This is a genomic window from Amycolatopsis sp. NBRC 101858 (genome assembly GCF_030269325.1).
Classification (GTDB): domain Bacteria; phylum Actinomycetota; class Actinomycetes; order Mycobacteriales; family Pseudonocardiaceae; genus Amycolatopsis; species Amycolatopsis ponsaeliensis.
Genome location: NZ_BSTD01000004.1, coordinates 923,143 through 948,132 on the forward strand (window position 1 = coordinate 923,143; position 24,990 = coordinate 948,132).

A 24,990-nucleotide genomic window follows, 5' to 3' on the forward strand; every position below is an offset into this window, starting at 1 on the left:
CCAGGATGGCACTCACAGCGGGGCCGGGCCGAGCGCGGGGATGGTGGCGGCCGCGGTCACCAGCCGCCGGGCCGCCGCGGCCGCGGTCTTGCGCTGGGCGGGCGGCAACCGGTCCAGCAGCGCGCCCAGCGCCGCGTGCCGCCGGTCGAGGACGCGCGCCACCAGGTCGTGGCCGGTCGCGGTGACCTCCAGGGTCACCACGCTGCGGTTGCGCGGGTCGCGGCCGCGCGCCACGTACCCCAGTGCCTCCAGCCGGTCGGCCAGCCGGGTCACCGACGACGCGTTGACGTCCATCGCCGCCGCCAGCCGCGAGCTGGGCACCCGGCCGAGGCGGTCGAGGATCAGCAGCAGGCGCGTCTGGGGGAAGGTGACCTCGGGCGGCGCGGCGTGCGCGCACTCCCACGCGATCCCGACCAGGACCAGGGTGAGGTTGTCCAGGGCCACCACGTCCGGGTCGGCACCCGGAGCTGCGTCTTCGAGGGTTTGCATGAAGCAATACTTGCCAACCGCAAGAGCATCGGTCAAGATGGGTGACCCCGGCACTCGCCGGGCCGGCCGTGCTGCCCTGGCGTCTCCACAATGGACTGTGGGAAACCGTTGGCACACAAGAAAAATATTCCGGATCGCTTGAACCGTTCCGTGACGGGCGCCGTAGTACCCCGTGCAGGCCCCCGTCGACAGAAGGAGCAAACGATGCCGGATCACCGTGGCATGACGGCCAAGGCCAAAGCCCGGACCGCGCTGGTCGTCGTGGCCACGCTCGCCGTGCTCGCCGTGGGCTCGGTCCTGGTGCTGAAAGCCGGTGCCCAGACCGCGCCCGGGTCGACGCAGGCGCAGGTCCCGGCGTACGGGCACGACATGGCGGGCATGCAGGTGAGCTCGGCCGGGGAGGCGAACGTGGCCGGCGCCGGGCCGGTCACCGCGCTCGACAAGACGTTCCTGGTCAAGGTCCGCCAGGCCGGGCTCTGGGAGATGCCCGCCGGCGACCTCGCGCAGACGCACGCCAGCAGTGACGCCGTGAAGCGTGCCGGGCTGCACCTGCTGGACGGGCACTCGCACCTCGACCAGCTCGTCCGCGAGGACGCGAAGATGCTCGGCGTCACGCTGCCCGACCAGGCCGGCGCCGAGCAGCAGGGCTGGGTTCGCCAGTTGACCGCCGCGCAGGGGCTCGAGTTCGACAAGCTGTTCGTGAACCTGCTGCGCGCGTCGCACGGCAAGATCTTCGCGACCATCGCCGAAGTCCGCGCCGGCACGCAGAACGACGTCATCCGGCGGCACGCGACGCAGGCGAACCAGACCGTCCTCGACCACATGAACGTCCTGGAGGACACCGGCCTGGTCGACGCGGCGACCCTGCAGGACGTCGCGAACACCGTGAACCCTAAGTGAGCGTGCTGCCCGCCAGGTAGCGCTGCACCGTCGGGCCGACCTCGGCGACGACCTCCGCCGAGGTCAGCGCGACCACCGGGGGCAGGCGCAGGACGTAGCGGGTCAGCGCCAGGCCGAGCAGCTGGCTCACCACCAGCCCCGCGCGGCGCGGGGCGTCGGCCGGGTCGCCGAACCGCAGGACCGCGGGGGTGACCTGGCCGGCGAACACCTGCCGCATCTTCTCGACCACGGCGTCGTCGGCGACCGCCGAGCGCAGCAGCGTCAGCAGGATCTCGTCGGTCGGCGGCTGCTCCCACAGCACCAGGAACTGCCGGGTCAGCAGCTCGCCGACCGTGCCGGGGTCGGCCGCGGCCAGGTCCGGCAGGTCCAGCTCGACGTCCACGGCCGCGGCGAACAGGCCGTCCTTGCTGCCGTAGTAGCGCATCACCATCGACGGGTCGATGTCCGCGTCGGCGGCGATCGAGCGGATCGTCGCGCGCCGGAAGCCGTCCGCGGCGAACCGGCGGCGGGCCGCGTCCAGGATGGTCGCCCGGGTGGCGTCGGATCGGCGGGGTGGCTCAGTCATGTCAACAAGTGTAGGCCAACACTTGTTGACAAGCCAGCGCGACCGTGCCTAACGTGGATGCCAACAGTTGTTGGCAAACTCGGAGGCCCGTCATGAACCTGCCCACCCGCACCGACGTCCTGATCGCCGGAGCCGGCCCCGCCGGCCTGGCCACGGCGATCGTCCTCGCCGAAGCCGGCGTCGACTTCGTGCTGCTCGATCGCCAGGCCGAGGGCGCGAACACCTCCCGGGCCTGCGTGGTGCACGCCCGGACCCTGGAGGTGCTGGCCGAGCTCGGCGTCACCGAGCGGCTGCGGGAGCTGGGCGTCGTCGTCCCGACGTTCACCGTCCGCGACGGCGCCACGGTGCTGGCCCGGGTGCCCTTCGGCGGGCTGCCCACCGCCTACCCGTACACGCTCATGGTGCCGCAGGACCAGACCGAAGCCGTGCTGCTGGCGCGGCTTCGCGAGGTGGGCGGCGACGTGCACCGCCCGTACGAGGTCACCGCCGTCGCCGGCGACGACACGGGCGTCACGGTCACGGCGACCGGCGGCACCGTGCGCGCGAAGTACCTGGTCGGCGCCGACGGCATGCACAGCACCGTGCGCGAGCAGGCCGGCATCGGGTTCACCGGCGCCACCTACGGCGAGTCGTTCGTGCTGGCCGACGTCCGGATGAGCTGGCCGCTGGACCGCGAGGAGGTCAGCCTGCACCTGTCGCCGGAAGGGGTGACGGTGGTCGCGCCGCTGCCCGGCGGCGACGACCACTACCGGGTGGTCGCGACGGTCGCCGAAGCCCCCGAACACCCGGGCATCGCCGACATCCAGTCCATTGTGGACGCGCGCGGCCCGGAAGGCGCGCGGTCGCGGGTCACCGAGGTCGTCTGGAGCTCCCGGTTCCGCGTGCACCACCGGGTGGCCGACCACTACCGCGCGGGCCGGATCCTCATCGCGGGCGACGCGGCCCACGTGCACAGCCCGGCCGGCGGCCAGGGCATGAACACCGGGATCCAGGACGCCGTCGCGCTCGGCCGCCTGCTGGCCCGGGTGGCCGCCGGCGAACCGGACGCGCTGCTGGACACCTACGAGACGACCCGGCGCCCGATCGCGACGGAGGTGGTGGCGTTCACCGACCGGATGACGCGGATGGCGACGCTGCGCCCCCGCCCGGCGCGGCTGCTGCGCAACACCGTGCTGAAGACCGTGTTCTCCCTCCCGCAGGCGCGCGAGAAGCTGGCGTACCAGCTGGCCGAGCTGAACGCCCGCTGACCGGTCAGCGGGTGGGCGGGACGATGCCGTATTCGTGGATCTTGCGGTAGATCGTCGCCCGCGAGATGCCCAGCAGCTTCGCCGCCCGGACCTTGTTGCCGTCGGCGTCCTCGAGGCAGCGCACGATGGCGTCCCGCTCGATCGACTCGAACCGGTTCAGCGGCCGCCGCGCGACGGTGTGGAACTCCGCCGGGAGGTCGCCCGGGCGGATGGCCCCCGCCCGCCGGCGCTGGGCCACCTTCCGCAGCACCTGGTAGAGCTGGCCGGTGTTGCCCGGCCACTCCGCCCGCATCAGCAGGTGCAGCGCCGCCGCCGAGCAGGTGAGCCGGCCGCCGTAACCGAGCTTGCTCAGCACCAGCGGAACCAGCTCCGCCAGGTCCTCGACGTGGTGGCGCAGCGGCGGCACCCGCACCGTCCGCGGGAACGACTTCAGCAGCTCGGCCAGCACCGGCTTCGTCTCGGCCTCCGGCACGAGCGTGACCACGACCCACGGCGCGTCGGCCCGCTCGCGCAGCTCCCGCAACGCCGTCGCCAGCGCGTTGGCCGCCGGTGCCGTCAGCCGGTCGGCGTGGCGGATCACCAGGGTGCGGATCGGGGCGTCGGCGTGTTCGCGCAGCAGCTCGGCCGCCCACTCGGTGCCGGACGCGACGCCCGCGTCGACGCTCAGCAGCCGGGCCGCCGGGTGGTGGCGCTGGTGCAGGCCCTTCGCCAGGGTCAGCTTGCCGGTGCCCGCCTCGCCTTCCAGCGCGACCCATTCCCCGCGCTGGTGGCCGGTGTCGAGCTCGTGCCCGCAGCGCAGCCACAGCGGTGCCGAGCCGACCACGCCCGGCAGGTACATCGGCAGCATCGGCGTCGAGGGGACCGCGAGGGTTTCCTCGGCCTCGATCAGCTTCACCGACAGCACGCCACCCGCCGTGTCGGTTTCCCGCTGGCCTGGGACGCGGCGGCAGAACACGCGGACGCGCAGGCCGCTGGACAGCGCGAGCGTCGCCGACGTCCGGCGCCCGTCGGCCAGCGCCTCGGTGGCGTGGCTCAGCAGCACCGACTGGTCGACCGGGTCGAGCAGCTGCCGCGCCCGGTCGTTCATCATCACGATGTCGTCGTTGAACGCCAGCACGATGCCGGTCCACCGGCGGCAGGTCTGCAGGTAGGCCTGGAAGAGGATCATCTCCCGCAGGTCGCTGTGCCGCAGCAGCGCCTGCCGGATCTGCTCGGCCGTCGAGCGGGCGAGCGCGATGAGCAGGCCGCCGGCGTCCTTGTACCAGCAGGTGAGGTCGACGGCGCCGATCTTCTTGCCGGAGATCGGGTGGTGGATCGGCACGCCCGCACAGGCCAGGTTTTCCAGGTGCTCGGCGTAGTGCTCGTGGCCGAACACCGTGGTCGCGCGGCCGTCCTCGAGCGCGGTGCCGATGCCGTTGGTCCCGACGGACTGCTCGCCGTAGCTGAACCCGGGCACGAGCTCGACGCGTTCGAGGTGCCGCTTCAGGTCCGCGTCGCCGGTCCGCTGGGTGAGCACGACGCCGCTGGCGTCGGTGAGGATCAGGCTGATCGGCTGGCCGTCGAACTGCTCGCCCAGCTTGTGCAGCACCGGCTCGGCGCCGCGCATGAGCGGGATGTCGAGGTTCTGGTCGCCGTGGAAGAGCGGGTCGATGCGGTCGGCCTCGACCTGGAACTCCTGCGAGCGCCGCCAGGAGGCCAGGATCGTCTGGCGGACCGTGCCGGGTGGCACGGGTTCGGCCGTCAGGAATCGCACCCGGGTGCGGGCGAGCTCGTCGTCGGCGAGCAGGGTTCCGGGCGCGTTCTCGTCCACGTGACCTCCAGCTTCCCGCGGCCCACGTGGGTGCGGGCACACCCGTTGTGCCGCCCGTTCAGCCTAGATCCGGCGCGCGCCGCGTGGTGTCTCAAATTGAGACGGCCGGGACCCGCGGGCGGCGGTCCGATGGATCGGGAAGAGACCGCTGACCAGGAGGAGTGCCCATGGCCACCGATGCCGCGGAGACCTACAACCCGTGGACGATCGTCAACCTGGTTTTCACGCATCTGGCGGAACAGGGCCTGCACCCGGTGTTCGGCGGGGAGGGGCATCCGGGCGAACCGGCCGCGGCGCTGCTGCGCGCGCTCGGCATCACCCCGACCGTCGAAGGCGACGCGCGCGTGCGCAACGGTGTGCAGAACGAGCTCGCCGAGTTGCGGGCGCGGATGCTCGGCGCGGACGAAACGCCCTGAGCAGCGGTTCTGTCTCAGATTGAGACTCGCGTCACTCGTGGCCGCCCCTTGAATGGTGAACGCAGGACGTCCGCCCCGACGGCGAGCGACGGACAAGGAGTCTCCATGAGTCGCCAGAGTGTGGCGAAAGCCCACCAAAAGATCCAGGAACTGTCGTGGGAGCCGGCGTACCACACCCCGGTTTCGCACTACGGGACCGACTACACGTTCCAGAAGGCCAAGAAGAAGGACCCGTTGAAGCAGGTCCTCCGCTCGTACTTCCCGATGCAGGAGGAAAAGGACCACCGGGTCTACGGCGCCGAAGACGGCGCGATCCGCGGCAACATGTTCCGCCAGGTGCAGGAACGGTGGCTGGAATGGCAGAAGCTGTTCCTGTCGATCATCCCGCTGCCGGAGATCTCGGCCGCGCGGGCGATGCCGCTGCTGTTCCGCACGGTGCCCAACCCGGAACTGCACAACGGCCAGGCGATCCAGATGATCGACGAGGTCCGGCACTCGACGATCCAGCAGAACCTCAAGCGCCTGTACATGCAGAACTACATCGACCCGGCGGGCTTCAACTCGAGCCTGCGCAACTTCCAGAACGACTACTGCGGCACCATCGGCCGCCAGTTCGCCGAAGGCTTCATCACCGGTGACGCCATCACCGCGGCGAGCATCTACCTCACCATCGTGGCGGAGACGGCGTTCACGAACACGCTGTTCGTCGCCATGCCGGCGGAAGCCGCCGCCAACGGCGACTACCTGCTGCCCACGGTGTTCCACTCGGTGCAGTCCGACGAGTCCCGCCACATCAGCAACGGCTACGCGACCCTGCTGATGGCGTTGTCGGACGAGAGCAACCACCAGCTGCTCGAACGCGACCTGCGGTACGCGTGGTGGAACAACCACGCCGTGGTCGACGCCGCGATCGGCACGTTCATCGAGTACGGCACCAAGGACCGCCGCAAGGACCGCGAAAGCTACGCGGAGATGTGGCGCCGCTGGATCTACGACGACTACTACCGCTCGTACCTGGTCCCGCTCGAGAAGTACGGGCTCGTGATCCCGCACGACCTCATCGAAGAGGCGTGGAACCGGATCTGGAACAAGGGCTACGTGCACGAGGTCGCGCAGTTCTTCGCCACCGGGTGGCTCGCCAACTACTGGCGCATCGACCCGATGACGGACGAGGACTTCGAGTGGTTCGAGTACAAGTACCCGGGCTGGTACGACAAGTACGGCGCCTGGTGGGAGAACTACAGCCGCCTGGCGACGCCGAACGGGCACCACCCGATCGTCGCCGAAGACGTGAACTACGTGTACCCGCACCGCTGCTGGACGTGCATGGTGCCGTGCCTCATCCGTGAGGACATGGTGGTCGACGAGGTCGACGGCCAGCACCGGACGTACTGCTCGGAGACGTGCCGCTGGACCGACGCCGAGGCGTTCCGGCCCACCTACCAGGGCCGCAACACCCCGAACATGGGCAAGCTGGTCGGCGCCCGCGAGTGGGAGACGCTCTACCACGGCTGGAACTGGGCCGACGTCGTCTCCGACATGGGCTTCGTGCGCGACGACGGCAAGACCATGGTCGCGCAGCCGCACCTGGACCTCGACCCGAAGAAGATGTGGACGCTCGACCACCTGCGCCGGATGCCCGAGGTGCAGTCGCCGAACGTGCTGCTGAACCAGATGACCGACGCCGAACGCGCCGCGTTCGTGGCCGACTACAACCGCCAGGGCCCGGCCGGACGGCCGGCGCCGCAGCAGGCCTGACCGCGAGGAGAGGCCCGGCATGGCAGAGAAGCACCGCGTCCGGTTCGAACCGGTCGGGATCGAGATCGACGTCGCCGAGGACACCACGATCCTGCGCGCCGCCGCCGAGCAGGGCGTCATGCTCATGCACGGCTGCAAGGAAGGACAGTGCGCGGCCTGCAAGTCGTTCATCCTCGACGGCGAAGACGTCGAACACGACCGCTACTCGACCTTCGCGCTTCCCGACTACGAAAAGGAGGAGGGTTTCACACTGCTCTGCCGGGCTCACGCCTACGAAGACCTGACGATCGAGCTGCTGAACTACGACGAGGAAATGATCCAGTCCGGCCTGCCGATCCAGGAGGCCGAAGTGGAGGTCGTGTCGAACGACCACGTCACCCACGACCTGCGTCACCTCGTCGTCAAGCTCACCGACCCGGACCAGTCGCTGAAGTTCTTTCCCGGGCAGTACCTGGACTTCGCGATCCCGGACTCCGAGGAGACCCGGTCGTTCTCGATGGCCAACACCTCGGCGCGTGACGGGCTCCTGGAGTTCGTCATCAAGATCTACCCCGACGGGCTGTTCTCCCGGTTCCTGGACACCGATGTCGCGGTCGGCGACCGGCTCCGGGTGACCGGCCCGTTCGGGGTGTTCACCCTCCGGGACAACCCGGGCAAGGACCTGGTCTTCGTCGGCGGCGGGGCCGGGATGGCGCCGATCCTGTCGCTGCTGCGCTCGATGGCCGAGCGTGGCATCGACCGGAAGGCGACCTACTACTACGGCGCCCGCCGCGAGGCGGACCTGTGCTTCCACGCCGAACTGCGGGAGCTCGAGGAGAAACTGCCGAACTTCCGTTACGTCCCAGCGCTTTCCGAACCGGGTGACGACTCCTGGCACGGCGAGACCGGCCTGATCACCGACGTCCTGCGCCGGGCCGGCCTCGACCTGACCGGTGCCGACGCCTACGTCTGCGGGCCGCCGCCGATGGTGGAAGCCGCGCTGGAACTGCTGCCCGCGCTCGGCGTCGCCGACAAGCGCGTCTTCTACGACAAGTTCACCACCACGGGCGAAGGGTAAAACCCATGACAGCCACCTCCGAACGCAGCGTGCCCAAGCCGACGTTCACCGACGCCGAAGCGGGCGCCAAGGTCTTCCCGGACTCCACCGCCCGCCAGTACAACTACTTCACCCCGGCCAAGCGCAAGCAGAGCCACTACGAAGACGTCACCGTCGAAGTCCAGCCCGACCCGCGGCACTACCTCGCCCAGGGCTGGCTCTACGCCTTCGCCGACGGCAAGGGCGGTTACCCGCTCGAGTGGACCGCGCTCAAGGCCTGGGGCTCGGACCGGCCGGTTCCCGAGCGCAGCCCGGGGTCCGGTGGCAAGGGCTACGACTGGCCGGCGCTCGGCTGGCACGAGTTCCGCGACCCCAACGAGGAGTGGGAGCTCACCCTCTACCGCTACAACGCGAACGTCGTGCGCCAGCTCAACCAGAACATCGACGCCGCGCGCCAGGCCAAGGCGTTCGAGCAGTGGAATCGCAACTGGGTCGAGTTCGTCGCCAAGCACGTCGGCGCGTGGATGCATGTCGACCACGGGCTCGGCTTGTACCTGTACGCCAACGCCAACCGGCGCGCGCCGACGAACATGCACAACAACGCGATCTCGGTGAACAGCATGCACCGGATCCGCGCGGCGCAGGACCTGGCGCTGTACAACCTGACGCTGACCGAAGAGGTCGACGGCTTCGACGGCAGCGCGCACCTGACGACGTGGGCCGAGGACCCGGCCTGGCAGGGCGTGCGGGAGACCGCCGAGCAGCTGACCGGGATCTGGGACTGGTGCGAGGCGATCTTCGCCGCGAACATCGTCTTCGAGCCCCTCGTCGGCGAGCTGTTCCGCAGCAACCTGGTGCAGCAGGCCGCGCCCGCGAACGGCGACTTCGTCACCCCGACGCTGATCGGCGCCGAGGAGTTCGACTTCTCCGAATGCGACCTCCGCTACACGAAGGCGATGTTCCACCTCCTGATCAACGACAAGGAGTTCGCCGGGCACAACCAGGCGCTGCTGCAGAAGTGGCTCGAAGACTGGGTGCCGAAGAGCATCGCCGCCGCCCGGGCCCTGCAGCCGCTGTGGTCGCAGCCCGACGCCAAGCCGATCCGGTTCGAGGACGGTCTCGACCGGGCGAAGAGCCGGTTCGCCGGAATCCTGTCCGAATTGGGTCTCAAAGCACCGGAGGAGCTGGGCCAGTGACCGTCTTCAAGACCTCGGAAAGCCCGTACAAGGTCAACAACACCGCCTCGAACATGTGCGGCTTCACCCTGATGAACAACCAGGTCGGCGCGATCATCGCGGAAGTCATGGCCGGCAAGGACAACGTGACCGTGACGCCGCTGCCGTCGATGATCCGCGTCGACGCGCAGGGCCGGACCGACCTGGTCTACGCCGAGGTCGACGAGGCCGCCGGCGAGGAAGAGGGCTGGTTCAACGCGGCCGAGTTCGAGGAGAGCATGTCCACCCACTACGGGCGGATGATCCACGAGGACGACCGCACGATCATGTTCGCCAACCCCGAGGACGCGGCCGAGTACCTCGACTTCGACCTCAAGGTCATCTCCAAGTAACCAGCAGGAAGCACTCGATCCGCTCAGGAAGGATCACCGATGTACGAAAAAGACGGCGAAAAGTATTTCGTGGTGGACGCCCACACCCACTTCTGGGACGCGAGCCCGGACAACTGGGTCAAGGGGCAGGAGGAATACGCCAAGGGCTGGATCGAGTGCTTCCACGCCTACCAGGGCCTCGGCCCGAAGGAGACGCACTGGCCGATCGACCGGTTCCAGAAGTACTCCGAAGAACTGATGATGCACGACCTGTTCGAGGTCGGGCACGTCGACACGGCCATCTTCCAGCCGACGAACCTGCGGCAGTGGTACACGAACGGGTTCAACACGACCGAGGCCGACGGCGCGATGGCCGAACGGCACCCGGGCAAGTTCCTCGTCAACACCACCTTCGACCCGCGTGAAGGCGACGAGGGCATGAAGGCGTTCGAGGAACGCGTCAAGAAGTACGGCTGCAAGGGCGTCAAGCTCTACACGGCCGAGTGGCGCGGCGACTCCCGCGGCTGGAGCCTCAAGGACCCGGAAGCGGCCCGCTACCTCGAGAAGTGCGAGGAACTGGGCGTCAAGAACGTCCACATCCACAAGGGCCCGACGATCTGGCCGCTGGACAAGGACGCCTTCGACGTGTCCGATGTGGACCACGTGGCGACGAACTTCCAGGGCCTCAACTTCATCGTCGAGCACGTCGGCCTGCCGCGCATCGAGGACTTCTGCTTCATGGCCACCCAGGAGCGCAACGTCTACGCGGGGCTCGCCGTGGTCGTCGGCGGCCTGATGCACGCCCGGCCGAAGTTCTTCGCGAAGGTCATGGGCGAGCTGATGTTCTGGATCGGCGAGGACAAGCTGATCTTCGGCGCGGACTACGCGATCTGGGAACCCAAGTGGCAGGTCGAAGGCTTCGTCGACTGGAACATGCCGGGTGACGACGAGCTGTCGGACTTCGCGCCGCTGACCGTCGACCAGAAGAAGAAGATCCTCGGGCTGAACGCCGCCCGGCTCTACGACATCGACGTCCCGAAGGAGCTGCAGCTCGCGGCACCGGAGTCGGTCGAACCCGTCGGCGTGCCGAACTCATGACGGCACTCGACGACCGGATCGTCCGCGCCGACCACACCGCCGTGTGGTCGGCGCTGGGCACCGTCCGGGATCCCGAACTGGACGAACCCCTCACCGACCTGGGTTTCGTGGCCCGCTGCGAGGTGAGCGCGGCGGGCCACGCCGTCATCCGCCTGCGGCTGCCGACCTACTTCTGCGCGCCCAACTTCGCGTTCCTGATGGTCGCGGACGCCTACGACGCCGTCGCCGGCGTGCCGGGCCTGACCGGGCTCGACATCCGGCTCGACGACCACTTCGCCTCCGACGTCATCAACCGGGGCGTGGCGGCGCGGCGGGGGTTCGTCGCGTCGTTCGAGGGCGAGGCCGTCGACGAGCTCGACAGCCTGCGCTACGACTTCGTCCGCAAGGCCGTGCTGGCCGGCACCGACCGCGTCTGCCGGTCGCTGGCCGGCACCGGGCTCGACCCGGCGTCCCTGACGCTCGGTGAGGTCCCGCCGGGGCCGGACGTCGAGCGGCTGCGCGCCCGGCGCCGTGAGCTGGGCCTGCCCGCCGAGGACGGCGACCCGCTGCTGCTCGACCCGGCCACCGGGCAGGCGGTGGCTCCCGCCGACGCGAAACGGCACCTCGCCTTCGCGCGGCTGACCCGCACGAGCATGGAGGCCAACTCCGGGGTGTGCCGCGGCATGTTGCGTGCGCGGTACGCCCTGACCAGCGAAGAGGAGGGCACGGGATGAAGGCCGTGCGGCTGCAGAAGTACCACCAGCACCCGGTGATCGAAGAAGTGCCGGAGCCGCGCGCCACCGGGCCCTTCGACGTCGTGGTCAAGATCGGCGGTGCTGGCGTGTGCCGCACCGACCTGCACATCATCGAGGAGCAGTGGGCCGAGAAGTCGGGCGTCGCGCTGCCGTACACGATCGGCCACGAGAACGCCGGCTGGGTGCACGAAGTCGGTCCCGCGGTGTCCAATGTGGAGGTCGGGGACACGGTCATCCTGCACCCGACGCCGACGTGCGGGCTCTGCCACGCTTGCCGTGCGGGCGACGACATGCACTGCCCGAACGGGAGCTTCCCGGGTATCGACAGCGACGGCGGCATGGCCGAGTACCTGCTGACGTCGGCGCGGGCGTGCATCAAGCTCGATCCGTCGACCCAGCCGGAGGACGTCGCCGCGCTGGCGGACGCGGGCATCACCGCCTACCACGCGGTGCGCAAGGCCGTCCCGCAGCTGTACCCGGGCACCACGTGCGTCGTCAACGGCGCCGGCGGCCTGGGGCACATCGGTATCCAGTCGCTCAAGGCGCTGACCGCGGCCCGCGTGATCGTGGTCGACCGCAACGCCGACGCGCTGAAGCTGGCGGCCGAACTGGGTGCCGACGAGACGGTGCTGGGCGACGGCAAGCAGGTCGACGCGGTGCTCGACCTGACCGGCGGCAACGGCGCCGAGGTCGTGCTCGACTTCGTCGCCGAGCAGGGCGCCCAGCAGGACGCGTTCGCGATGACCCGGCGGGCCGGGTCGCACTTCGTGATCGGCTACGGCAGCAACATCGACATCCCGACCATCGACATCATCTCCACCGAGCGCAACGTCATCGGCAACCTGGTCGGCACGTACAACGACCTGGCCGAGCTGATGGTGCTCGCCCAGGCCGGGAAGGTCACGCTCCACACGAAGAAGTACCCGCTGGACGCGGCTCTCGACGCACTCGCCGACCTCGATGCCGGACGCGTGCGCGGTCGGGCCATCCTCACACCCTAGGAGCAGGAAACATGGCGAAGGAACTGCGGTTCGGCTCGGACGCCCGCGACCTGCTGCTGGCGGGCGTCGACAAGCTGGCCGAAGCGGTCAAGTCCACCCTCGGCCCCAAGGGCCGCAACGTGATCATCGAGAAGATCACCGGTTCGCCGGTGGTCACGAACGACGGCGTCACCATCGCGCGCGAGATCCACCTGAAGAACCAGTTCGAGAACATGGGCGCGCAGCTGGTCAAGGAAGCGGCGATCAAGACCAACGACGTCGTCGGCGACGGCACCACCACGGCCACCGTCCTGGCCCAGGCCATCGTGCACGAAGGCATGCGGGCGATCGCGGGCGGCGGCAACCCGGTGCTCGTCAAGCGCGGCATCGACCACGCCGTCGGGCTGCTGGTGGCGCACCTGGAAAAGCAGGCGCACCCGGTGGTGTCCGAACAGGACTACGCGCGGGTCGCGGCGATCTCCGCCAACGACGACGACACGGTCGGCGCCGTCATCGCGAAGGCCCTGCACACCGTCGGCGACGGCGGTGTCGTGACGGTCGAGGAGTCGCCGACGATCGGCATGAGCGTCGACTTCGTCGAAGGCTTCGAGTTCGACAACGGTTACCTCTCGCCGTACCTGGTCACCGACCCGGGCCGGCTGGAGGCGGTGCTCGACGACCCGTACATCCTGATGTGCTCGGAAAAGATCACCAAGGTGCAGCAGCTGATGCCGTTGCTGGACAAGGTGATGCGGGCTCCCCGGCCGTTGGTGGTGATCGCGGAGTCGATCGAGGGCACGGCGCTGTCGATGCTGGTGCACAACCACGTCAACGGCACGTTCCAGTCGGTGGCCGTCCGCGCGCCGGGGTTCGGCGACCGGCGGCTGCACAAGCTGGAGGACCTCGCCGCGATCGTCGGCGGCGCGGTGCTGTCGAAGACGTCCGGGTTCAGCATGGAGACGATGGGCCTGGAGCACCTCGGCCGGGCCAAGCAGGTCCGGGTCACCGAGAACAACACGACCATCGTCGGCGGCGCCGGCACGTCCGACGCCGTCGAGTTCCGGGTCGGGCAGCTGCGGGCGGAGCTGGAGCGCGCGCAGTTCGGCGTCGACGAGGACGTGCTGACCGAACGGATCGGCGCCCTGACCGGCAAGGTCGCGGTCGTGCGCGTCGGCGCGGCCACGCCGGCCGAGCTCAAGGAACTGCAGCACCGGGTCGAGGACGCCCTGTCGGCGACCCGGGCGGCGATGGCCGAGGGCATCGTGGCCGGCGGGGGAGCGGCGCTGCTGCACTCCGAGAAGGCGCTGGAAGGCCTGGGTCTGGAAGGAGACCAGGCGATCGGCGTCGAGATCGTGCGGCGGGCGCTGGCCGAGCCGGCGTTCCTCATCGCGCACAACGCGGGGCACCCGGCGCACGAGATCGTCGCGCGCACCCGCGAACTGGGCGACGACGAGGGCTTCGACGCCCTGCACGACCGCTACGGCGACATGGTGGCGATGGGCGTGGTCGACCCGCTGCGGGTGTGCCGGTCGGCGATCCAGAACGGGGCGTCGGTGGCGGGGCTGCTGCTGACGACGAACTCGCTGATCGCCGAGGAGCAGACCCCGTGGGGCGGCAGCGCGGCCCTGATGACCGAGTTCGGTCCGCTGGACGAGGGGCTCCACCAGCCCTCGCCCGACGCGAGCACGCCGCAGTCCCTCGGGATGGGCCCCTCCGTCGGCTGAGCCTTCGTCCGCCAGCCCACGGAGATCGGAGGTCCCTTCGCCGGCGTCCTGAGCGCCGGTGAAGGGACCTTCCCGTGCTGCGGAGGTCCGGCGTCGGTGCCAGGCTGGTGATCATGACGCACTACGTGATGGCCCAGACGCTGGCGACGGTGACCGAGTTCGAGGCGAAGGGCTTCCTGGGCACGGTGGGCAAGATCGCCGCGGCGACGGTGATCTTCTTCATCGCGATCGGCCTGATCGTCGGGCTGCTGCTGGGGTTCTTCATCGGCCGTTCGGTGGGCCGGCGTCAGGGCCCGCGCTGAGGCTCGCGCTCAGGGGACCAGGCCGTGGCTCGCCAGTTCACGGCCGGCCAGTTTCTCGATGACGTCGCGGTCCCGCTCCCGCCAGCCGGTCGCGACCTTGCCGTCGGAAGCCAGCCGCCGCAGGGGCTGGGTCGCGAGTGCGCGCAGGGCCAGCACGTCCAGACCCTCGTCGCCCATCGCCCGCAACCGCGCGGCCGCGGACGCCCGGCGGGTGAACTTCCAGCGCAGCGGCAACCACGTCACCACCAGCGCCAGCACCGGCAGCGCGATGATGATCGCCGCCATCCACCACGCCAGGTTCTCCACCGCCTCGATCTGCCACCGGCCGGAGTCCACGAGCTTGGTGCCGACGTCCGACCCGCCGTGCAGCGCCTTCGCCAGCCCGTCGCCGATCAGCGGGATGCCGCCGGCCGAGTCCGCCGCCGAGTCGAACGTCCCGCGCAACCCCGTTCCCGCGTCGACGAGCCCGTCGCCGGGTGCGCGCAGCTTCATCACCTGGTCGTACACCGACGTCCCCAGCCACACCGCGATGATGACGAGCAGCAGCGCGAGCAGGTCGCTGACGAGCTGGGCGGTGCGGCGGATCGGCCGTTCGGCGTAGAGCTGCATCGGGACGCCTTTCGCGGTGGGGAGCGCGGGCGTTGAGCTACGTACCCGCGCTTCCCACCGGCGAACCCCGGCTAGCTCCGGACGACCTCCGCGAGCCCGCTCAGCTCGGCCGGCAACGGTCCCTCGTGCAGGACGCCGAGCCGCTGCGTCGCGCGGGTGAGCGCCACGTAGAGGTCGGCCGCGCTGTCGGCGAGGATCGCCGCCGGCTCCACCACCAGGACCGCGTCGAACTCCAGCCCCTTCGTCTCCGAGGCCGGCACCGCGCCCGGCACCCCCGGCGGCCCGATCACCACGCTGGTGCCTTCCCGCCCGGCCTCGTCGCGGACGAACTCCTCGATCGCCGCCGCCCGCTCGTCCCCGGTGACCTGCCGGGACCACGGCAGGACACCGCACGCGCGCACCGACTCGGGCGGCTTGACCTCCGGTGCGAACCCGGCCAGGACCGCCGCCGCGACGGCCATGATCTCCGCCGGTGTGCGGTAGTTGACCGTCAACGACCGGTAGACCCAGCGGTCGGCGACGTACGGCGCCAGCATCGCGCCCCACGCCCGCGCCCCGGCCGCCGACCGGCGCTGGGCGAGGTCGCCCACCACCGTGAACGACCGGCCCGGGCACCGCCGCATCAGCACCCGCCAGTCCATTTCGGACAGTTCCTGGGCCTCGTCGACGACGACGTGCCGGTAGGTCCAGTCCCGGTCGGCCGACGCGCGTTCGACGAGCGTGCGCGTGTCGACCTCGACGAAGCGGTCCGCCAGGTCTTCGGCGTAGAGGAGGTTTTCGGCGGACAGCATGACGTCCTCGTCCATCTCCTCCCGGTCCAGCTTCATCGCCTGGAAGACGCCTTCGGCGTAGTCGGCCTCGGCCTTCCGCGCCCGCGCGGCCGCGGCTTCCGCCGCCTTCTCGGCCGTCTTGTCGCGGCCCAGCAGGTCGACCAGCTCGTCGAGCAGCGGCACGTCCGACACCGTCCACGCGGCACCCTCCGCCCGGAACAGCTCCGACTCCGGCGGGGCCGACGTGTACAGCGACGACAGCAGCCCCTCCGGCGTCAGGATCGGCCACAGCTCGTCCAGTGCGGTGGTGAACTTCTCGTCACCGGCGAGGTCCTCGATCAGGCCCTTCCGCATGCTCTCCCACTCGTCGCGGTCGTCCCGGCTCAGCCAGCCCTTGCCGATCCGGCCGATCGCGCGTTCGGTGAGCACGTACGTGACGATTTCGGTGAACACTGCCCGTGCCTCGTTGTGCGGCAGCCCGCTGTCGCGCGCCTCCTGCCGGGCCCACTCCGCGGTCGCGGCGTCGATCCGCACGGTGACGTCCTTCAGCGCGATCGCCACCGGCTCGGCCGGCAGCCGCTGCCGGTCGGCGACCGCCGCCGCCAGCACGTCGAGGATCTTCAGCGATCCCTTGAGCCGCGCGGCTTCCGGCGTGTCCTCGGCGGTCACGTGCAGGCCGGGCACGAGGTCGCCGGTGGTCGTGAACACGACGTCGGTCTCGCCCAGCGACGGCAGGACGCGCCCGATGTGGTTCAGGAACGCCGGGTTCGGCCCGACCACGAGCGCGCCGTGGCGTTCCATCCGCTCGCGCTGGGTGTAGAGCAGGTAGGCGACGCGGTGCAGCGCCACGACCGTCTTCCCGGTGCCCGGCCCGCCCTCGATGACGAGCACGCCCGGGTGGTCGAGCCGGATGATCTCGTCCTGCTCGGCCTGGATCGTCGCGACGATGTCGCGCATACCTTCACCGCGCGGCGCGTTGACGGCGGCGAGCAGCGCCGCGTCCCCCTGCGCATCCCCGCCGGGACGGCCGAGGTCCTCGTCGGTGAACCCGAGCACCTGCCGCCCGCGCGTGTGGAACTGGCGGCGCCGGTGCATGTCCTCCGGGTTCGCGCCGGTGGCCGTGTAGAACGGGCGCGCGGCGGGCGCCCGCCAGTCGAGCAGCACCGGCCGGTAGTCGTCGTCCTCCTCGAACAGGCCGATGCGCCCGATGTAGGACTGCTCCCCGGAGACGGCGTCCAGCCGTCCGAAGCACAGCCCGTTGTCGACGACGTCCAGCCGCTTCACCTGCCGGCCGAGCTGGCGCACGCCGACGTCCCGTTCCATGGCGCCCACGCCCTTGCCGCCGAGCGCCGCCTCGTACTCGCCCTTCACCCGCGCGCGCTCGGCGTCGAGCCGCGCGTACAGCCCGGCGACGTGGTCGCGTTCGGACCGCAGTTCTTCTTCGTACCCCTGAGACAAGATTCCCTCTTCGTTTTCCGACGACGGCGTTTCAGGCGGTGGGCGCGCCGAACCACTTCCGCAGCGCACCGGGCAGGTCCGCGCCGTCTTCCCCGGCCCAGACGACGTGCCCGTCCGGGCGCAGCAGCACCGCGGGCGCGTCCAGTTCCTCGCTGACGTCGACGACGTGGTCGACCCGGTCCGCCCAGCCCGCGGCCGAAAGCGAGCCGGTCCGGTCGAGCAGCAGGCCGCGGCCCTCGTGCAGCAGCCCGTAGAGGTGCCCCTGCTTGAGCGCGACGTCCCGCAGGCGCCGGCCCAGCAAGGGGTGGCCCTCGCCGAAGTCGTAGCGGATCCCGATCGCGATGATCTTCTCGGTGAGGTACCGGTTCACCTCGTCGAAGTCCATCAGGTCCGCGAGCAGCCGCCGCGCCGCCTGCGGGCCCGGCTCGAGCTGCATCAGCTCCATCTGCGCGCGGGTGTTGTTCAGCACCTCTTCGGCCACCGGGTGCCGCTCGGCCTCGTAGCTGTCCAGCAGCCCGTCCGGCGCCCAGCCGTTCACCTCGGCGGCCAGCTTCCAGCCCAGGTTGAACGCGTCCTGGACGCCGAGGTTGAGTCCCTGCCCGCCGACCGGCGGGTGGACGTGTGCCGCGTCGCCGGCGAGCAGCACCCGGCCCACCCGGTAGTGCTCGGCCTGCCGGGTGGCGTCGCCGAACCGGGAGAGCCACCGCGGCGAGTGCACGCCGTAGTCGGTCCCGGCGGTCTTGCGCAGCTGCTCCTTGAGCTCGTCCAGCGTCGGCGGGGTGCGCCGGTCCTCGGCGACGCCTTCGGCGGGAACCCCGACGCGGTAGGTGCCGCCTTCCACCGGCATGAAGCCGAACCGCTTCTGGGTCTTGCGGACCTCGATGTTCGCGGTGTCGATCTCCTCCCGCGAAGCGGTCACCTCCACCTCGGCCAGCAGCGTCTCGATCCGGCTGGGCTCGCCGGGGAAGGCGACGCCGAGCAGCTTGCGCACGGTGCTGCGGCCGCCGTCGCAGCCGACGAGGTAGCGCGCCCGCAGCCGTTCGCCGTCGGCGAGTTCGACCGTGACGCCCTCTTCGTCCTGCTCGAGCCCGGTCACCTCGCACCCGCGCCGGATTTCGGCGCCGGCTTCGAGCGCGTGCTCGGTCAGGAGCCGGTCGATGACGGGCTGGTGGATGCCGAGCGTGTAGCCGTGCGCGGTGTCCAGCCGCTCCGGCGACGGCTTCGGAATTCCCGCGAAGAAACCCCCGACCGGGTACTTCGTGCCCAGTTCCAGGAACCGCTCCAGCAGCCCCCGCTGGTCCATCACTTCGATGCTGCGCGCGTGCAGGCCGAGCGAGCGGACGACCTTCGTCGGCTCCGCGTCCCGTTCGAGCACCAGCACGTCGACGTCGTGCAGCCGCAGCTCGGCGGCCAGCATCACGCCGGTCGGCCCGCCGCCGGCGATGATCACGTCAGTCAAGAGACCCCCTTGAAAATCCCCGCGTTTCCGCAGGTTGTGGCTTCGGCCGAGAATTGTGCGGCACTACGGGGGTCTTGCCGCAAGCCCAGGGGTGCGCTATACATTAGTTACGGAGGGGAGTGGTCATTCCTCCCGCCGGTTTCGGGACGTCTTCCCAGCTCCAGCTCATCCCGCATCGTCGCAGACTTGTGTGCCGCCGTCGATCTATGACGGCTGTCATAGTGTGGTTCGCGTCGCAGTGTGGTCTCATGGGGTCATGACAGCTGTCATAGAAGTCCGGGAGCTGGGCGACCGCCGGGCGGACCGGGAGTGCGTGGCCGCACTGGTCGCGGCCTGCTCGCCGGACAGCCTCCGGCGGCGCTTCATGATGGGCGGCCCGGCCGAACCGGCCGATGTCTTCCGGCGCTACGGCCGGTTCCTGCTCGCCGGCTCGCCCGCCCTGCTGGCCACCCGCGGCGGCGTTCCGGTGGGGCTGCTCAACTTCGTCGCGGTGACCCCGGGCGAGGCCGAGCTCGGGATCCTCGTCGCCGATCGCTGGCAGCGGAAGGGGATCGGGAGCGCGCTGGCCCGGTGGCTCTGGGCGTCGGGGAAGTTCCCGGGCTGGACGGTGCGCGGGACCGTGTGGGCGGGCAACAAAGGTGCCGAAGCGCTGTTGCTGCGCCAGGGTTTCCGGCCGGTGCCCGGCTACGAACGCGGCGAACGGGACTTCGCCCTGGTCGTGCCGGACTGGGCTACCATGACAGACGTCATGAAGGAGGCAGCCGATGACGAGGACACCGCGCGAGCGGATGGTGCTCAGCGCCGCGCAGCTGGTGCGGATCCACGGTGTCGGGGCGACCGGCATGCGGGACGTGGTCGCCCACGCCGAAGCGCCGCGGGGGTCCCTGCAGCACTACTTCCCGGGCGGTAAGGACCAGCTGATCGCCGAAGCGGTCGCGTGGGCGGGCGGGTACGCGGCCCGGCGCGTCGCGCGGATCGCGGCCAAGATCGGGAACCCGACGCCCGGCAAGCTCTTCGAGGCGATGGCCGCCCAGTGGCGCGACGAGTTCACGGCGCAGGGTTTCGACGCGGGCTGCCCGCTGGTCGCGACGGTCGCCGACACGGCAGCCACCAGCGACGACCTGCGGGCAGCGGTCGGCAAGGCGTTCGACGGCTGGCAGCGCCCGGTGGCGGAGACCCTGGCGGAGCTGGGCGTGCCCGCGGCCCGGAGTACGTCGTTGGCGGTGCTGATGCTCAGCGCCCTGGAGGGCGCGATCATCCTGGCGCGGGCGCACCAGGACGTCGCGCCGCTGGACACCGTGGTCGCGGAACTGCGTCCGTTGCTCGACGGTGCCGTAGTCGCTTAGAGGCCGCGGAAGAACTCGCGGATGTCGTCGACCAGGACTTCGGGCGCCTGCAGGGACGCGAAGTGGCCGCCCGTGTCGTACGTCGTCCAGCGCGTGATCGTGTTGGACAGGGCGGCCAGGCCGCGGATCGCGTGGTCGCCGCGGAAGTTCGCGACCGCCGTCGGCACGCCGGACGGTTCCGGCCGCTCGCCCCAGCCGTCCTGGCCCGCCTCCAGGTAGAGGCGCGCAGCCGAGCCCGCGGTGCCGGTGAGCCAGAAGATCGTCACGTTCGTCAGGATCGCGTCACGGTCCACTGTGGTCTGGTTCGTCGCGGTGGGATCCCAGTCCACGAACCATTCGAGGTTCCACGCGAGCTGGCCGGCGGGGGAGTCGTTGAGCGCGTAGGCGAGCGTCTGCGGCCGCGTGGACATCTGCGTGGCGTAGCCGGAATGGCCGTACCACCAGGCTTGGTTTTCCGTTGCCTGCTTCGCATCCTCTTCGGACAGTCGCTCGAGATCGCCGGGCGCGGTCGGGACCCCGGCGTTGGCAACGGCGTTGACGTGCACGCCGAGCACCGACCCGGGCGCGGTCCGGCCCAGTTCGGGCGAGACGATGCTGCCGAAGTCACCGCCCTGGGCGCCGTAGCGCTCGTAACCCAGCCGCCGCATGAGCTCGGCCCACGCCCGGGCCGTCCGGCGGGTGTTCCAGCCGCGATCGTTCGTCGGTCCGGAGAAGGCGAAGCCGGGCACCGAAGGGGCGACGACGTGGAAGGCGTCTGCCGGGTCGCCCCCGTGGGCGCGCGGGTCGGTGAGCGGGCCGAGGACGCCGAGGAAGTCCGCGACCGTGCTCGGCCAGCCGTGGGTCAGGATGAGCGGCGTGGCGTCCGGTTCGGGGGAGCGGACGTGCAGGAAGTGCACGAGTTGGCCATCGATGGTGGTGGTGAACTGCGGGAACGCGTTGAGCCGGACTTCCTGGGCCCGCCAGTCGAAGCCGGTTTGCCAGTACTCGACGAGCTCGGCGAGGTAGGGCTCGCTGACGCCGTAGTCCCAGCCGGCGCCGGGCAGTTCGCCGGGCCAGCGGGTGCGGGCGAGCCTGTGGCGCAGCTCGTCGAGGTCGGCCTGCGGGACGTCGATGCGGAAGGGATCCATGGGGCCAGCCTGCCGTGGGTAGAGGACAGGTTGGGTCCTCGATGCGCCTAGGTGTGCGTGCCGCCGTCGATGCGGATTTCGGTGCCCGTGATGAACTTGCCGTCGTCCGAGGCCAGCATTGCCACCACTCCCGCCACCGTCTCCGGGCCCGCCACCGGGTTGCCCACCTCCGTCGTGTGGTCCGTCGGGAGGATCGGCAGCAGCCGGCCGAACAGGGACACGTCGATGTCCTGCGGGAGCCAGCTCAAAGCCGAGTCCGTGATGCCGCTCTTCACGCTGCCCGGGGCGATGCTCACCGCGCGCAGGCCCCGCTTGCTGTACTCCAGCGCCAGCGAATGCGTGAACGCCTGGATGCCGCCCTTGCTCGCGCAGTACGCCGCCATGTACGGGTGGGCGAACGAGGCCGACGTCGAACTGAAGTTGACCACCACGCCGTGCTCGGACTCGAGCAGGGTCGGCAGGGCCGCCCGCGTCACCAGGAACGTGCCCGTCAGGTTCACCGCCAGCACCCGGTTCCACAGCTCCAGCGACGTCTCGTGCGTGTGCGACGCCAGCAGGATGCCCGCCGCGTTGACCAGCACGTCGAGCCCGCCCAGCGCGTTGACCGCCGCCTGCACCCCGAAAGCCACCGAATCTTCGTCGGCGACGTCCATGACGTACGTCGTCAGGCCACCCATGGGGGCGGCCTTCTGGGTTTCGATCAGCCCTTCTTCGGAGACGTCGGTGCCGATGACCTGCGCCCCCTCCGCCATCAGGCGGAAGGTGGTGGCGCGGCCGATGCCGGAGCCGGCACCGGTGACGAGGACTCGGCGATCGCGCAGGCGTTCCATGGCGATCACCGTAGCCAAGAAGTCAGAGCGCGGGCACCTGCTCGTCGGCGAGCGGCGGGCCCGGCGGGGTGCCGTCACCGAACGGGCGGCCGCCCAGCTGCTCGCGGCCGTGCGGTGTGAGCCAGCCGGAGACGTCCGGCCCGAGCGGCACGATCCCGCTCGGGTTCACGTTCTTGTGCACCACGTAGTAGTGCTCCTTGGTCTGCGCGAAGTCGATCGTGTCGCCGAAGCCGGGCGTCTGGAACAGGTCGCGCGTGTAGGCCCACAGCACCGGCAGCTCGGTGAGCTTCTGCCGGTTGCACTTGAAGTGGCCGTGGTAGACCGCGTCGAACCGGACGAGCGTGGTGAACAGCCGGACGTCGGCCTCGGTGATCGTGTCGCCGACGAGGTAGCGCTGGTCCGCCAGCCGCTCCGAAAGCCAGTCCAGCCGCGTGAACAGCTTGGTGTACGAGTGCTCGTACGCCTCCTGGGACCGGGCGAAGCCGCACTGGTAGACCGCGTTGTTGACGTCGGTGAACACCTTCTGCGCGACGTCGTCGATCTCGTCGCGCAGCTTCTCCGGGTACAGCTCCGGCGCGCCCGAACGGTGGTAGGCGGTCCACTCGGTGGACATGTCCAGCGTCATCTGCGCGAAGTCGTTCGTGACGACCTGGCCGCTCGGGACGTCGACGAACGCCGGCACCGTGATGCCGCGCGGGTACTCCGGGTCGCGCTTGAAGAACGCCTCCTGCAGCCGCTCGATGCCGAGCACCGGGTCCTTGCCGCCGGGGTCGAGGTCGAAGCTCCAGCTCCGCTCGTCGTGCACCGGCCCGGCCATGCCCATCGACAGCACCGGCTCGAGGCCGAGCAGGCGCCGCACGATCACCGCGCGGTTGGCCCACGGGCAGGCCCGCGCGACGACCAGCCGGTAGCGGCCGGGTTCGACCGGCCAGCCGTCGCGCCCGTCGGCGGTGATGCGGTCCGGGATGTAGTTCAGGTCGCGCTTGAACTCGCCGTCGGTCATCGGGCTCCTCAGCAGTCGTCGGTCGGGGGAGTGGTGTCCAGCGCCGCGGCCAGCCGGGCCAGCACGGGCCCCGCCGTGCGGAGGTCCTCGGCGTCCAGGTGATCGAACACCGAAGCCCGCACGCGCGCGAGGTGACTCGGGTAGGCCGCCTCCAGTTTGGCCAGTCCCGCCGCGGTCAGCACGGCATTGGACGCGCGGCCGTCCTCGGCGCACCGCCGCTTCTCCACGAGCCCGCGCCGCGTGAGGTCGTCGACCACCCGGCTGATCCGGCTGAGCGACAACGCGGTCGTCGCGGCCAGCGCCGAGATGCGCAGCAGGTGGTCCGGCGCCTCGGACAGCGCGACGAGCACGCCGTAGTCGCTGGTCGTGAGCCCGGTCTCGGGGAGGAACTGGTCTTCGAGCGCGCGCGGCAGCACGGTGGTGATGCGGATCAGCGACCGCCAGAAGGCGGATTCCCCCTCGTCGAGCACGGCCAAGTCACCCATATCGGCAGTCTATCGAAAGCTTGCTTGCGCAACCAGTCAAACTGAGTACAGTGTTGTTGAGCCCTCAATCACTGGGGGGCGCCACCACGAGGAGAGAAGAAGAGATGACCAGCGCGACCACCTACCCCCAGCTGACCGGCGAGTACACCCTGGACGCCGCCCACTCGCGGATCGGGTTCGTCGCCCGCCACGCGATGGTGACCAAGGTGCGCGGCAGCTTCAACGACTTCACCGGCACCGCGACGATCGACGGCGACGCGCCGGAGAAGTCGTCCGCCCAGGTGACCATCCAGGCGCACAGCATCGACACCCGCAACGCGGACCGCGACGGGCACCTGAAGAGCAACGACTTCCTGTCGATGGACGAGTACCCCACGATCACCTTCACCACCACCGAGATCAAGCAGGCCGGCGAGACCTCCTTCGAGGTGACCGGTGACCTGACGATCAAGGACGTCACCCGTTCGGTGACCATCCCGTTCGAGTTCGAGGGCTCCGCCAAGGACCCGTTCGGCAACGACCGGATCGGCTTCGAGGGCTCCACCACGATCAGCCGCAAGGACTACGGCATCACCTGGAACGCGGCGCTGGAGACCGGCGGCGTCCTGGTGAGCGACAAGGTCACCCTCGAGTTCGAGATCTCCGCGATCAAGAACGCCTGACTTCGCCGAGCGGGAACCGGCCTCAGCGCCGGTTCCCGCTCGCCTGCAGGTTCTCGATCCCGACGTCGAGCGCCGCCTCGAGGTGGCCGATGTCCCCGGTCGAGAGCATCACCACCACGCCGCCCTGGATGCCGGCCAGCAGGGCGGCCGCCGTGCGTCCGGCGTCCACTTCCGCGCCCACCTCGCCGGCTTTCTGCAGGTGGCGGATGCCCGCCTCGATCTCGTCCTGCCAGCGCCGCAGCAGTTTGCTCACCACCGCCTGTGCCCCCGGCGTCGCCCGGCCCAGCTGGGAGATCAGCACGTTGAGCGGGCAGTGCCGGCCCCGGCTGTCGTAGTGTGAGACGACCGTGTCGCGCCAGCGCCGCCAGCCCGCCCACGACGTCAGCTCGCCGAGCTGTGGCTGCTGGACCGCCAGGACCTGGTCCGCTTCGAACTGCGCCACCGCCAGCAGGAGCCCTTCCTTCCCGTCGGGGAAGTAGTGGAAGAGCTGGCTCTTGCTGGTGCCCGTCCGCGCCCGGACGTCGTCGAGCGTCGTGACGGCGACGCCGCGCTCGCGGATCTCCGCCGCGGCGCCTTCGATGATCCGCTGCCGCGTCGCGGCGCCCTTCGGGGTCAGCCGTGGACTCACGGGTCCAC

Annotated in this window: 26 protein-coding genes; 15 read left to right on the plus strand and 11 right to left on the minus strand. The window is 70.3% G+C overall.

The window, feature by feature from the left end:
• Window positions 1–12 precede the first annotated feature (12 nt).
• Window positions 13–489: a MarR family winged helix-turn-helix transcriptional regulator gene (locus QSK39_RS33080; RefSeq protein WP_285481783.1), complete on the minus strand. Its 477-nt coding sequence runs from the start codon at window positions 487–489 to the stop codon at window positions 13–15.
• Window positions 490–693: 204 nt separating this feature from the next.
• Between QSK39_RS33080 and QSK39_RS33085 the strand changes: the two genes are divergently transcribed.
• Window positions 694–1,389, plus strand: coding sequence for a DUF4142 domain-containing protein (locus QSK39_RS33085; protein ID WP_285481784.1), 696 nt, complete (start codon window positions 694–696; stop codon window positions 1,387–1,389).
• Here QSK39_RS33085 and QSK39_RS33090 read toward each other — a convergent pair.
• Window positions 1,382–1,954 (minus strand): TetR/AcrR family transcriptional regulator, encoded by a 573-nt coding sequence (locus QSK39_RS33090; protein ID WP_285481785.1) that lies wholly within the window; start codon window positions 1,952–1,954, stop codon window positions 1,382–1,384. The genes QSK39_RS33085 and QSK39_RS33090 overlap by 8 nt on opposite strands.
• Before the next feature lie 92 nt (window positions 1,955–2,046).
• Between QSK39_RS33090 and QSK39_RS33095 the strand changes: the two genes are divergently transcribed.
• Complete coding sequence (locus QSK39_RS33095; RefSeq protein ID WP_285481786.1) at window positions 2,047–3,201, plus strand: FAD-dependent monooxygenase; 1,155 nt, start codon at window positions 2,047–2,049, stop codon at window positions 3,199–3,201.
• 4 nt (window positions 3,202–3,205) lie between these two features.
• Here QSK39_RS33095 and QSK39_RS33100 read toward each other — a convergent pair whose 3' ends face one another.
• Entirely contained in the window at window positions 3,206–5,011 is a 1,806-nt protein-coding gene (locus tag QSK39_RS33100; protein ID WP_285481787.1) for a sigma-54-dependent Fis family transcriptional regulator, read from the minus strand.
• Between the two features lie 167 nt (window positions 5,012–5,178).
• Between QSK39_RS33100 and QSK39_RS33105 the strand changes: the two genes are divergently transcribed.
• The 10 genes from QSK39_RS33105 (at window position 5,179) to QSK39_RS33150 (ending at window position 14,605) form a co-directional block, all read left to right on the plus strand.
• The gene (locus tag QSK39_RS33105) at window positions 5,179–5,427 is read left to right on the plus strand and encodes a hypothetical protein (RefSeq protein WP_285481788.1); all 249 of its coding nucleotides are present in this window, start codon (window positions 5,179–5,181) and stop codon (window positions 5,425–5,427) included.
• A gap of 105 nt (window positions 5,428–5,532) precedes the next feature.
• Entirely contained in the window at window positions 5,533–7,185 is a 1,653-nt protein-coding gene (locus QSK39_RS33110; RefSeq protein WP_285481789.1) for a ferritin family protein, read from the plus strand.
• A 19-nt stretch (window positions 7,186–7,204) separates the two neighbouring features.
• On the plus strand, window positions 7,205–8,242 hold the full coding sequence (locus tag QSK39_RS33115) for an NADH:ubiquinone reductase (Na(+)-transporting) subunit F (RefSeq protein WP_285481790.1): 1,038 nt from the start codon (window positions 7,205–7,207) through the stop codon (window positions 8,240–8,242).
• 5 nt (window positions 8,243–8,247) lie between these two features.
• Window positions 8,248–9,417, plus strand: a complete 1,170-nt coding sequence (locus tag QSK39_RS33120; protein WP_285481791.1) for a ferritin family protein — start codon at window positions 8,248–8,250, stop codon at window positions 9,415–9,417.
• Complete coding sequence (mimD, locus tag QSK39_RS33125) at window positions 9,414–9,788, plus strand: propane 2-monooxygenase effector subunit MimD (protein ID WP_285481792.1); 375 nt, start codon at window positions 9,414–9,416, stop codon at window positions 9,786–9,788. Before QSK39_RS33120 ends, mimD begins: the two co-directional genes overlap by 4 nt.
• Before the next feature lie 39 nt (window positions 9,789–9,827).
• Window positions 9,828–10,865 (plus strand): amidohydrolase family protein, encoded by a 1,038-nt coding sequence (locus tag QSK39_RS33130; RefSeq protein WP_285481793.1) that lies wholly within the window; start codon window positions 9,828–9,830, stop codon window positions 10,863–10,865.
• Window positions 10,862–11,578, plus strand: a complete 717-nt coding sequence (locus QSK39_RS33135; RefSeq protein ID WP_285481794.1) for an iron-sulfur cluster assembly protein — start codon at window positions 10,862–10,864, stop codon at window positions 11,576–11,578. Before QSK39_RS33130 ends, QSK39_RS33135 begins: the two co-directional genes overlap by 4 nt.
• Window positions 11,575–12,600: an NAD(P)-dependent alcohol dehydrogenase gene (locus QSK39_RS33140; protein ID WP_285481795.1), complete on the plus strand. Its 1,026-nt coding sequence runs from the start codon at window positions 11,575–11,577 to the stop codon at window positions 12,598–12,600. Before QSK39_RS33135 ends, QSK39_RS33140 begins: the two co-directional genes overlap by 4 nt.
• 11 nt (window positions 12,601–12,611) lie before the next feature.
• A complete protein-coding gene (gene groL, locus QSK39_RS33145; protein ID WP_285481796.1) occupies window positions 12,612–14,303 on the plus strand; it encodes a chaperonin GroEL in 1,692 nt (563 codons plus the stop codon).
• Between the two features lie 113 nt (window positions 14,304–14,416).
• Complete coding sequence (locus QSK39_RS33150) at window positions 14,417–14,605, plus strand: hypothetical protein (RefSeq protein ID WP_285481797.1); 189 nt, start codon at window positions 14,417–14,419, stop codon at window positions 14,603–14,605.
• A gap of 9 nt (window positions 14,606–14,614) precedes the next feature.
• Here the strand turns inward: QSK39_RS33150 and QSK39_RS33155 are convergent, their stop codons facing one another.
• The 3 genes from QSK39_RS33155 to rox all read right to left on the minus strand — a co-directional run bounded on the left by QSK39_RS33155 (window position 14,615) and on the right by rox (window position 18,901).
• Window positions 14,615–15,214 (minus strand): hypothetical protein, encoded by a 600-nt coding sequence (locus tag QSK39_RS33155; protein ID WP_285481798.1) that lies wholly within the window; start codon window positions 15,212–15,214, stop codon window positions 14,615–14,617.
• 71 nt (window positions 15,215–15,285) lie between these two features.
• Window positions 15,286–17,445, minus strand: coding sequence for an RNA polymerase recycling motor ATPase HelR (gene helR, locus QSK39_RS33160; protein ID WP_285481941.1), 2,160 nt, complete (start codon window positions 17,443–17,445; stop codon window positions 15,286–15,288).
• A 28-nt stretch (window positions 17,446–17,473) separates the two neighbouring features.
• Window positions 17,474–18,901: a rifampin monooxygenase gene (gene rox / locus QSK39_RS33165; RefSeq protein WP_285481799.1), complete on the minus strand. Its 1,428-nt coding sequence runs from the start codon at window positions 18,899–18,901 to the stop codon at window positions 17,474–17,476.
• A 256-nt stretch (window positions 18,902–19,157) separates the two neighbouring features.
• Between rox and QSK39_RS33170 the strand changes: the two genes are divergently transcribed.
• On the plus strand, window positions 19,158–19,811 hold the full coding sequence (locus tag QSK39_RS33170) for a GNAT family N-acetyltransferase (RefSeq protein ID WP_285481800.1): 654 nt from the start codon (window positions 19,158–19,160) through the stop codon (window positions 19,809–19,811).
• A complete protein-coding gene (locus QSK39_RS33175; RefSeq protein WP_502873322.1) occupies window positions 19,744–20,247 on the plus strand; it encodes an LmrA/YxaF family transcription factor in 504 nt (167 codons plus the stop codon). The genes QSK39_RS33170 and QSK39_RS33175 overlap by 68 nt, the downstream gene beginning before the upstream one ends.
• On the opposite strand, the gene QSK39_RS33180 is transcribed toward QSK39_RS33175, so the two are convergent.
• The 4 genes from QSK39_RS33180 to QSK39_RS33195 are packed head-to-tail and all read right to left on the minus strand — an operon-like array spanning window position 20,244 to window position 23,692.
• On the minus strand, window positions 20,244–21,374 hold the full coding sequence (locus QSK39_RS33180) for an epoxide hydrolase family protein (protein ID WP_285481801.1): 1,131 nt from the start codon (window positions 21,372–21,374) through the stop codon (window positions 20,244–20,246). The two genes, QSK39_RS33175 and QSK39_RS33180, sit on opposite strands and share 4 nt — an antisense overlap.
• Window positions 21,375–21,421: 47 nt before the next feature.
• The gene (locus tag QSK39_RS33185; protein WP_285481802.1) at window positions 21,422–22,204 is read right to left on the minus strand and encodes an SDR family NAD(P)-dependent oxidoreductase; all 783 of its coding nucleotides are present in this window, start codon (window positions 22,202–22,204) and stop codon (window positions 21,422–21,424) included.
• 22 nt (window positions 22,205–22,226) lie between these two features.
• Window positions 22,227–23,207, minus strand: a complete 981-nt coding sequence (locus QSK39_RS33190; RefSeq protein ID WP_285481803.1) for a glutathione S-transferase family protein — start codon at window positions 23,205–23,207, stop codon at window positions 22,227–22,229.
• Window positions 23,208–23,215: 8 nt separating this feature from the next.
• Window positions 23,216–23,692 carry a MarR family winged helix-turn-helix transcriptional regulator gene (locus QSK39_RS33195; protein ID WP_285481804.1) on the minus strand — a complete coding sequence of 159 codons (477 nt, stop codon included), beginning with the start codon at window positions 23,690–23,692 and terminating at the stop codon, window positions 23,216–23,218.
• 104 nt (window positions 23,693–23,796) lie between these two features.
• On the opposite strand from QSK39_RS33195, the gene QSK39_RS33200 reads away from it, so the two are divergent.
• Window positions 23,797–24,354: a YceI family protein gene (locus tag QSK39_RS33200; protein ID WP_285481805.1), complete on the plus strand. Its 558-nt coding sequence runs from the start codon at window positions 23,797–23,799 to the stop codon at window positions 24,352–24,354.
• A 22-nt stretch (window positions 24,355–24,376) separates the two neighbouring features.
• Here QSK39_RS33200 and QSK39_RS33205 read toward each other — a convergent pair whose 3' ends face one another.
• Entirely contained in the window at window positions 24,377–24,982 is a 606-nt protein-coding gene (locus tag QSK39_RS33205) for a TetR/AcrR family transcriptional regulator (RefSeq protein ID WP_285481806.1), read from the minus strand.
• Between the last annotated feature and the right edge of the window lie 8 nt (window positions 24,983–24,990).

Coding starts and splice junctions, on each gene's coding strand:
- groL (WP_285481796.1), top strand. CDS start 12,612: ATGGCGAAGGAACTGCGGTTCGGCTCGGACGCCCGCGACCTGCTGCTG.
- QSK39_RS33120 (WP_285481791.1), top strand. CDS start 8,248: ATGACAGCCACCTCCGAACGCAGCGTGCCCAAGCCGACGTTCACCGAC.
- QSK39_RS33200 (WP_285481805.1), top strand. CDS start 23,797: ATGACCAGCGCGACCACCTACCCCCAGCTGACCGGCGAGTACACCCTG.
- QSK39_RS33085 (WP_285481784.1), top strand. CDS start 694: ATGCCGGATCACCGTGGCATGACGGCCAAGGCCAAAGCCCGGACCGCG.
- QSK39_RS33115 (WP_285481790.1), top strand. CDS start 7,205: ATGGCAGAGAAGCACCGCGTCCGGTTCGAACCGGTCGGGATCGAGATC.
- QSK39_RS33110 (WP_285481789.1), top strand. CDS start 5,533: ATGAGTCGCCAGAGTGTGGCGAAAGCCCACCAAAAGATCCAGGAACTG.
- QSK39_RS33080 (WP_285481783.1), bottom strand. CDS start 489: ATGCAAACCCTCGAAGACGCAGCTCCGGGTGCCGACCCGGACGTGGTG.
- QSK39_RS33180 (WP_285481801.1), bottom strand. CDS start 21,374: ATGGATCCCTTCCGCATCGACGTCCCGCAGGCCGACCTCGACGAGCTG.
- QSK39_RS33090 (WP_285481785.1), bottom strand. CDS start 1,954: ATGACTGAGCCACCCCGCCGATCCGACGCCACCCGGGCGACCATCCTG.
- QSK39_RS33150 (WP_285481797.1), top strand. CDS start 14,417: ATGACGCACTACGTGATGGCCCAGACGCTGGCGACGGTGACCGAGTTC.
- QSK39_RS33185 (WP_285481802.1), bottom strand. CDS start 22,204: ATGGAACGCCTGCGCGATCGCCGAGTCCTCGTCACCGGTGCCGGCTCC.
- QSK39_RS33170 (WP_285481800.1), top strand. CDS start 19,158: ATGACAGCTGTCATAGAAGTCCGGGAGCTGGGCGACCGCCGGGCGGAC.
- QSK39_RS33140 (WP_285481795.1), top strand. CDS start 11,575: ATGAAGGCCGTGCGGCTGCAGAAGTACCACCAGCACCCGGTGATCGAA.
- QSK39_RS33135 (WP_285481794.1), top strand. CDS start 10,862: ATGACGGCACTCGACGACCGGATCGTCCGCGCCGACCACACCGCCGTG.
- QSK39_RS33195 (WP_285481804.1), bottom strand. CDS start 23,692: ATGGGTGACTTGGCCGTGCTCGACGAGGGGGAATCCGCCTTCTGGCGG.
- QSK39_RS33130 (WP_285481793.1), top strand. CDS start 9,828: ATGTACGAAAAAGACGGCGAAAAGTATTTCGTGGTGGACGCCCACACC.
- QSK39_RS33155 (WP_285481798.1), bottom strand. CDS start 15,214: ATGCAGCTCTACGCCGAACGGCCGATCCGCCGCACCGCCCAGCTCGTC.
- QSK39_RS33105 (WP_285481788.1), top strand. CDS start 5,179: ATGGCCACCGATGCCGCGGAGACCTACAACCCGTGGACGATCGTCAAC.
- QSK39_RS33175 (WP_502873322.1), top strand. CDS start 19,744: ATGCGGGACGTGGTCGCCCACGCCGAAGCGCCGCGGGGGTCCCTGCAG.
- QSK39_RS33190 (WP_285481803.1), bottom strand. CDS start 23,207: ATGACCGACGGCGAGTTCAAGCGCGACCTGAACTACATCCCGGACCGC.
- QSK39_RS33095 (WP_285481786.1), top strand. CDS start 2,047: ATGAACCTGCCCACCCGCACCGACGTCCTGATCGCCGGAGCCGGCCCC.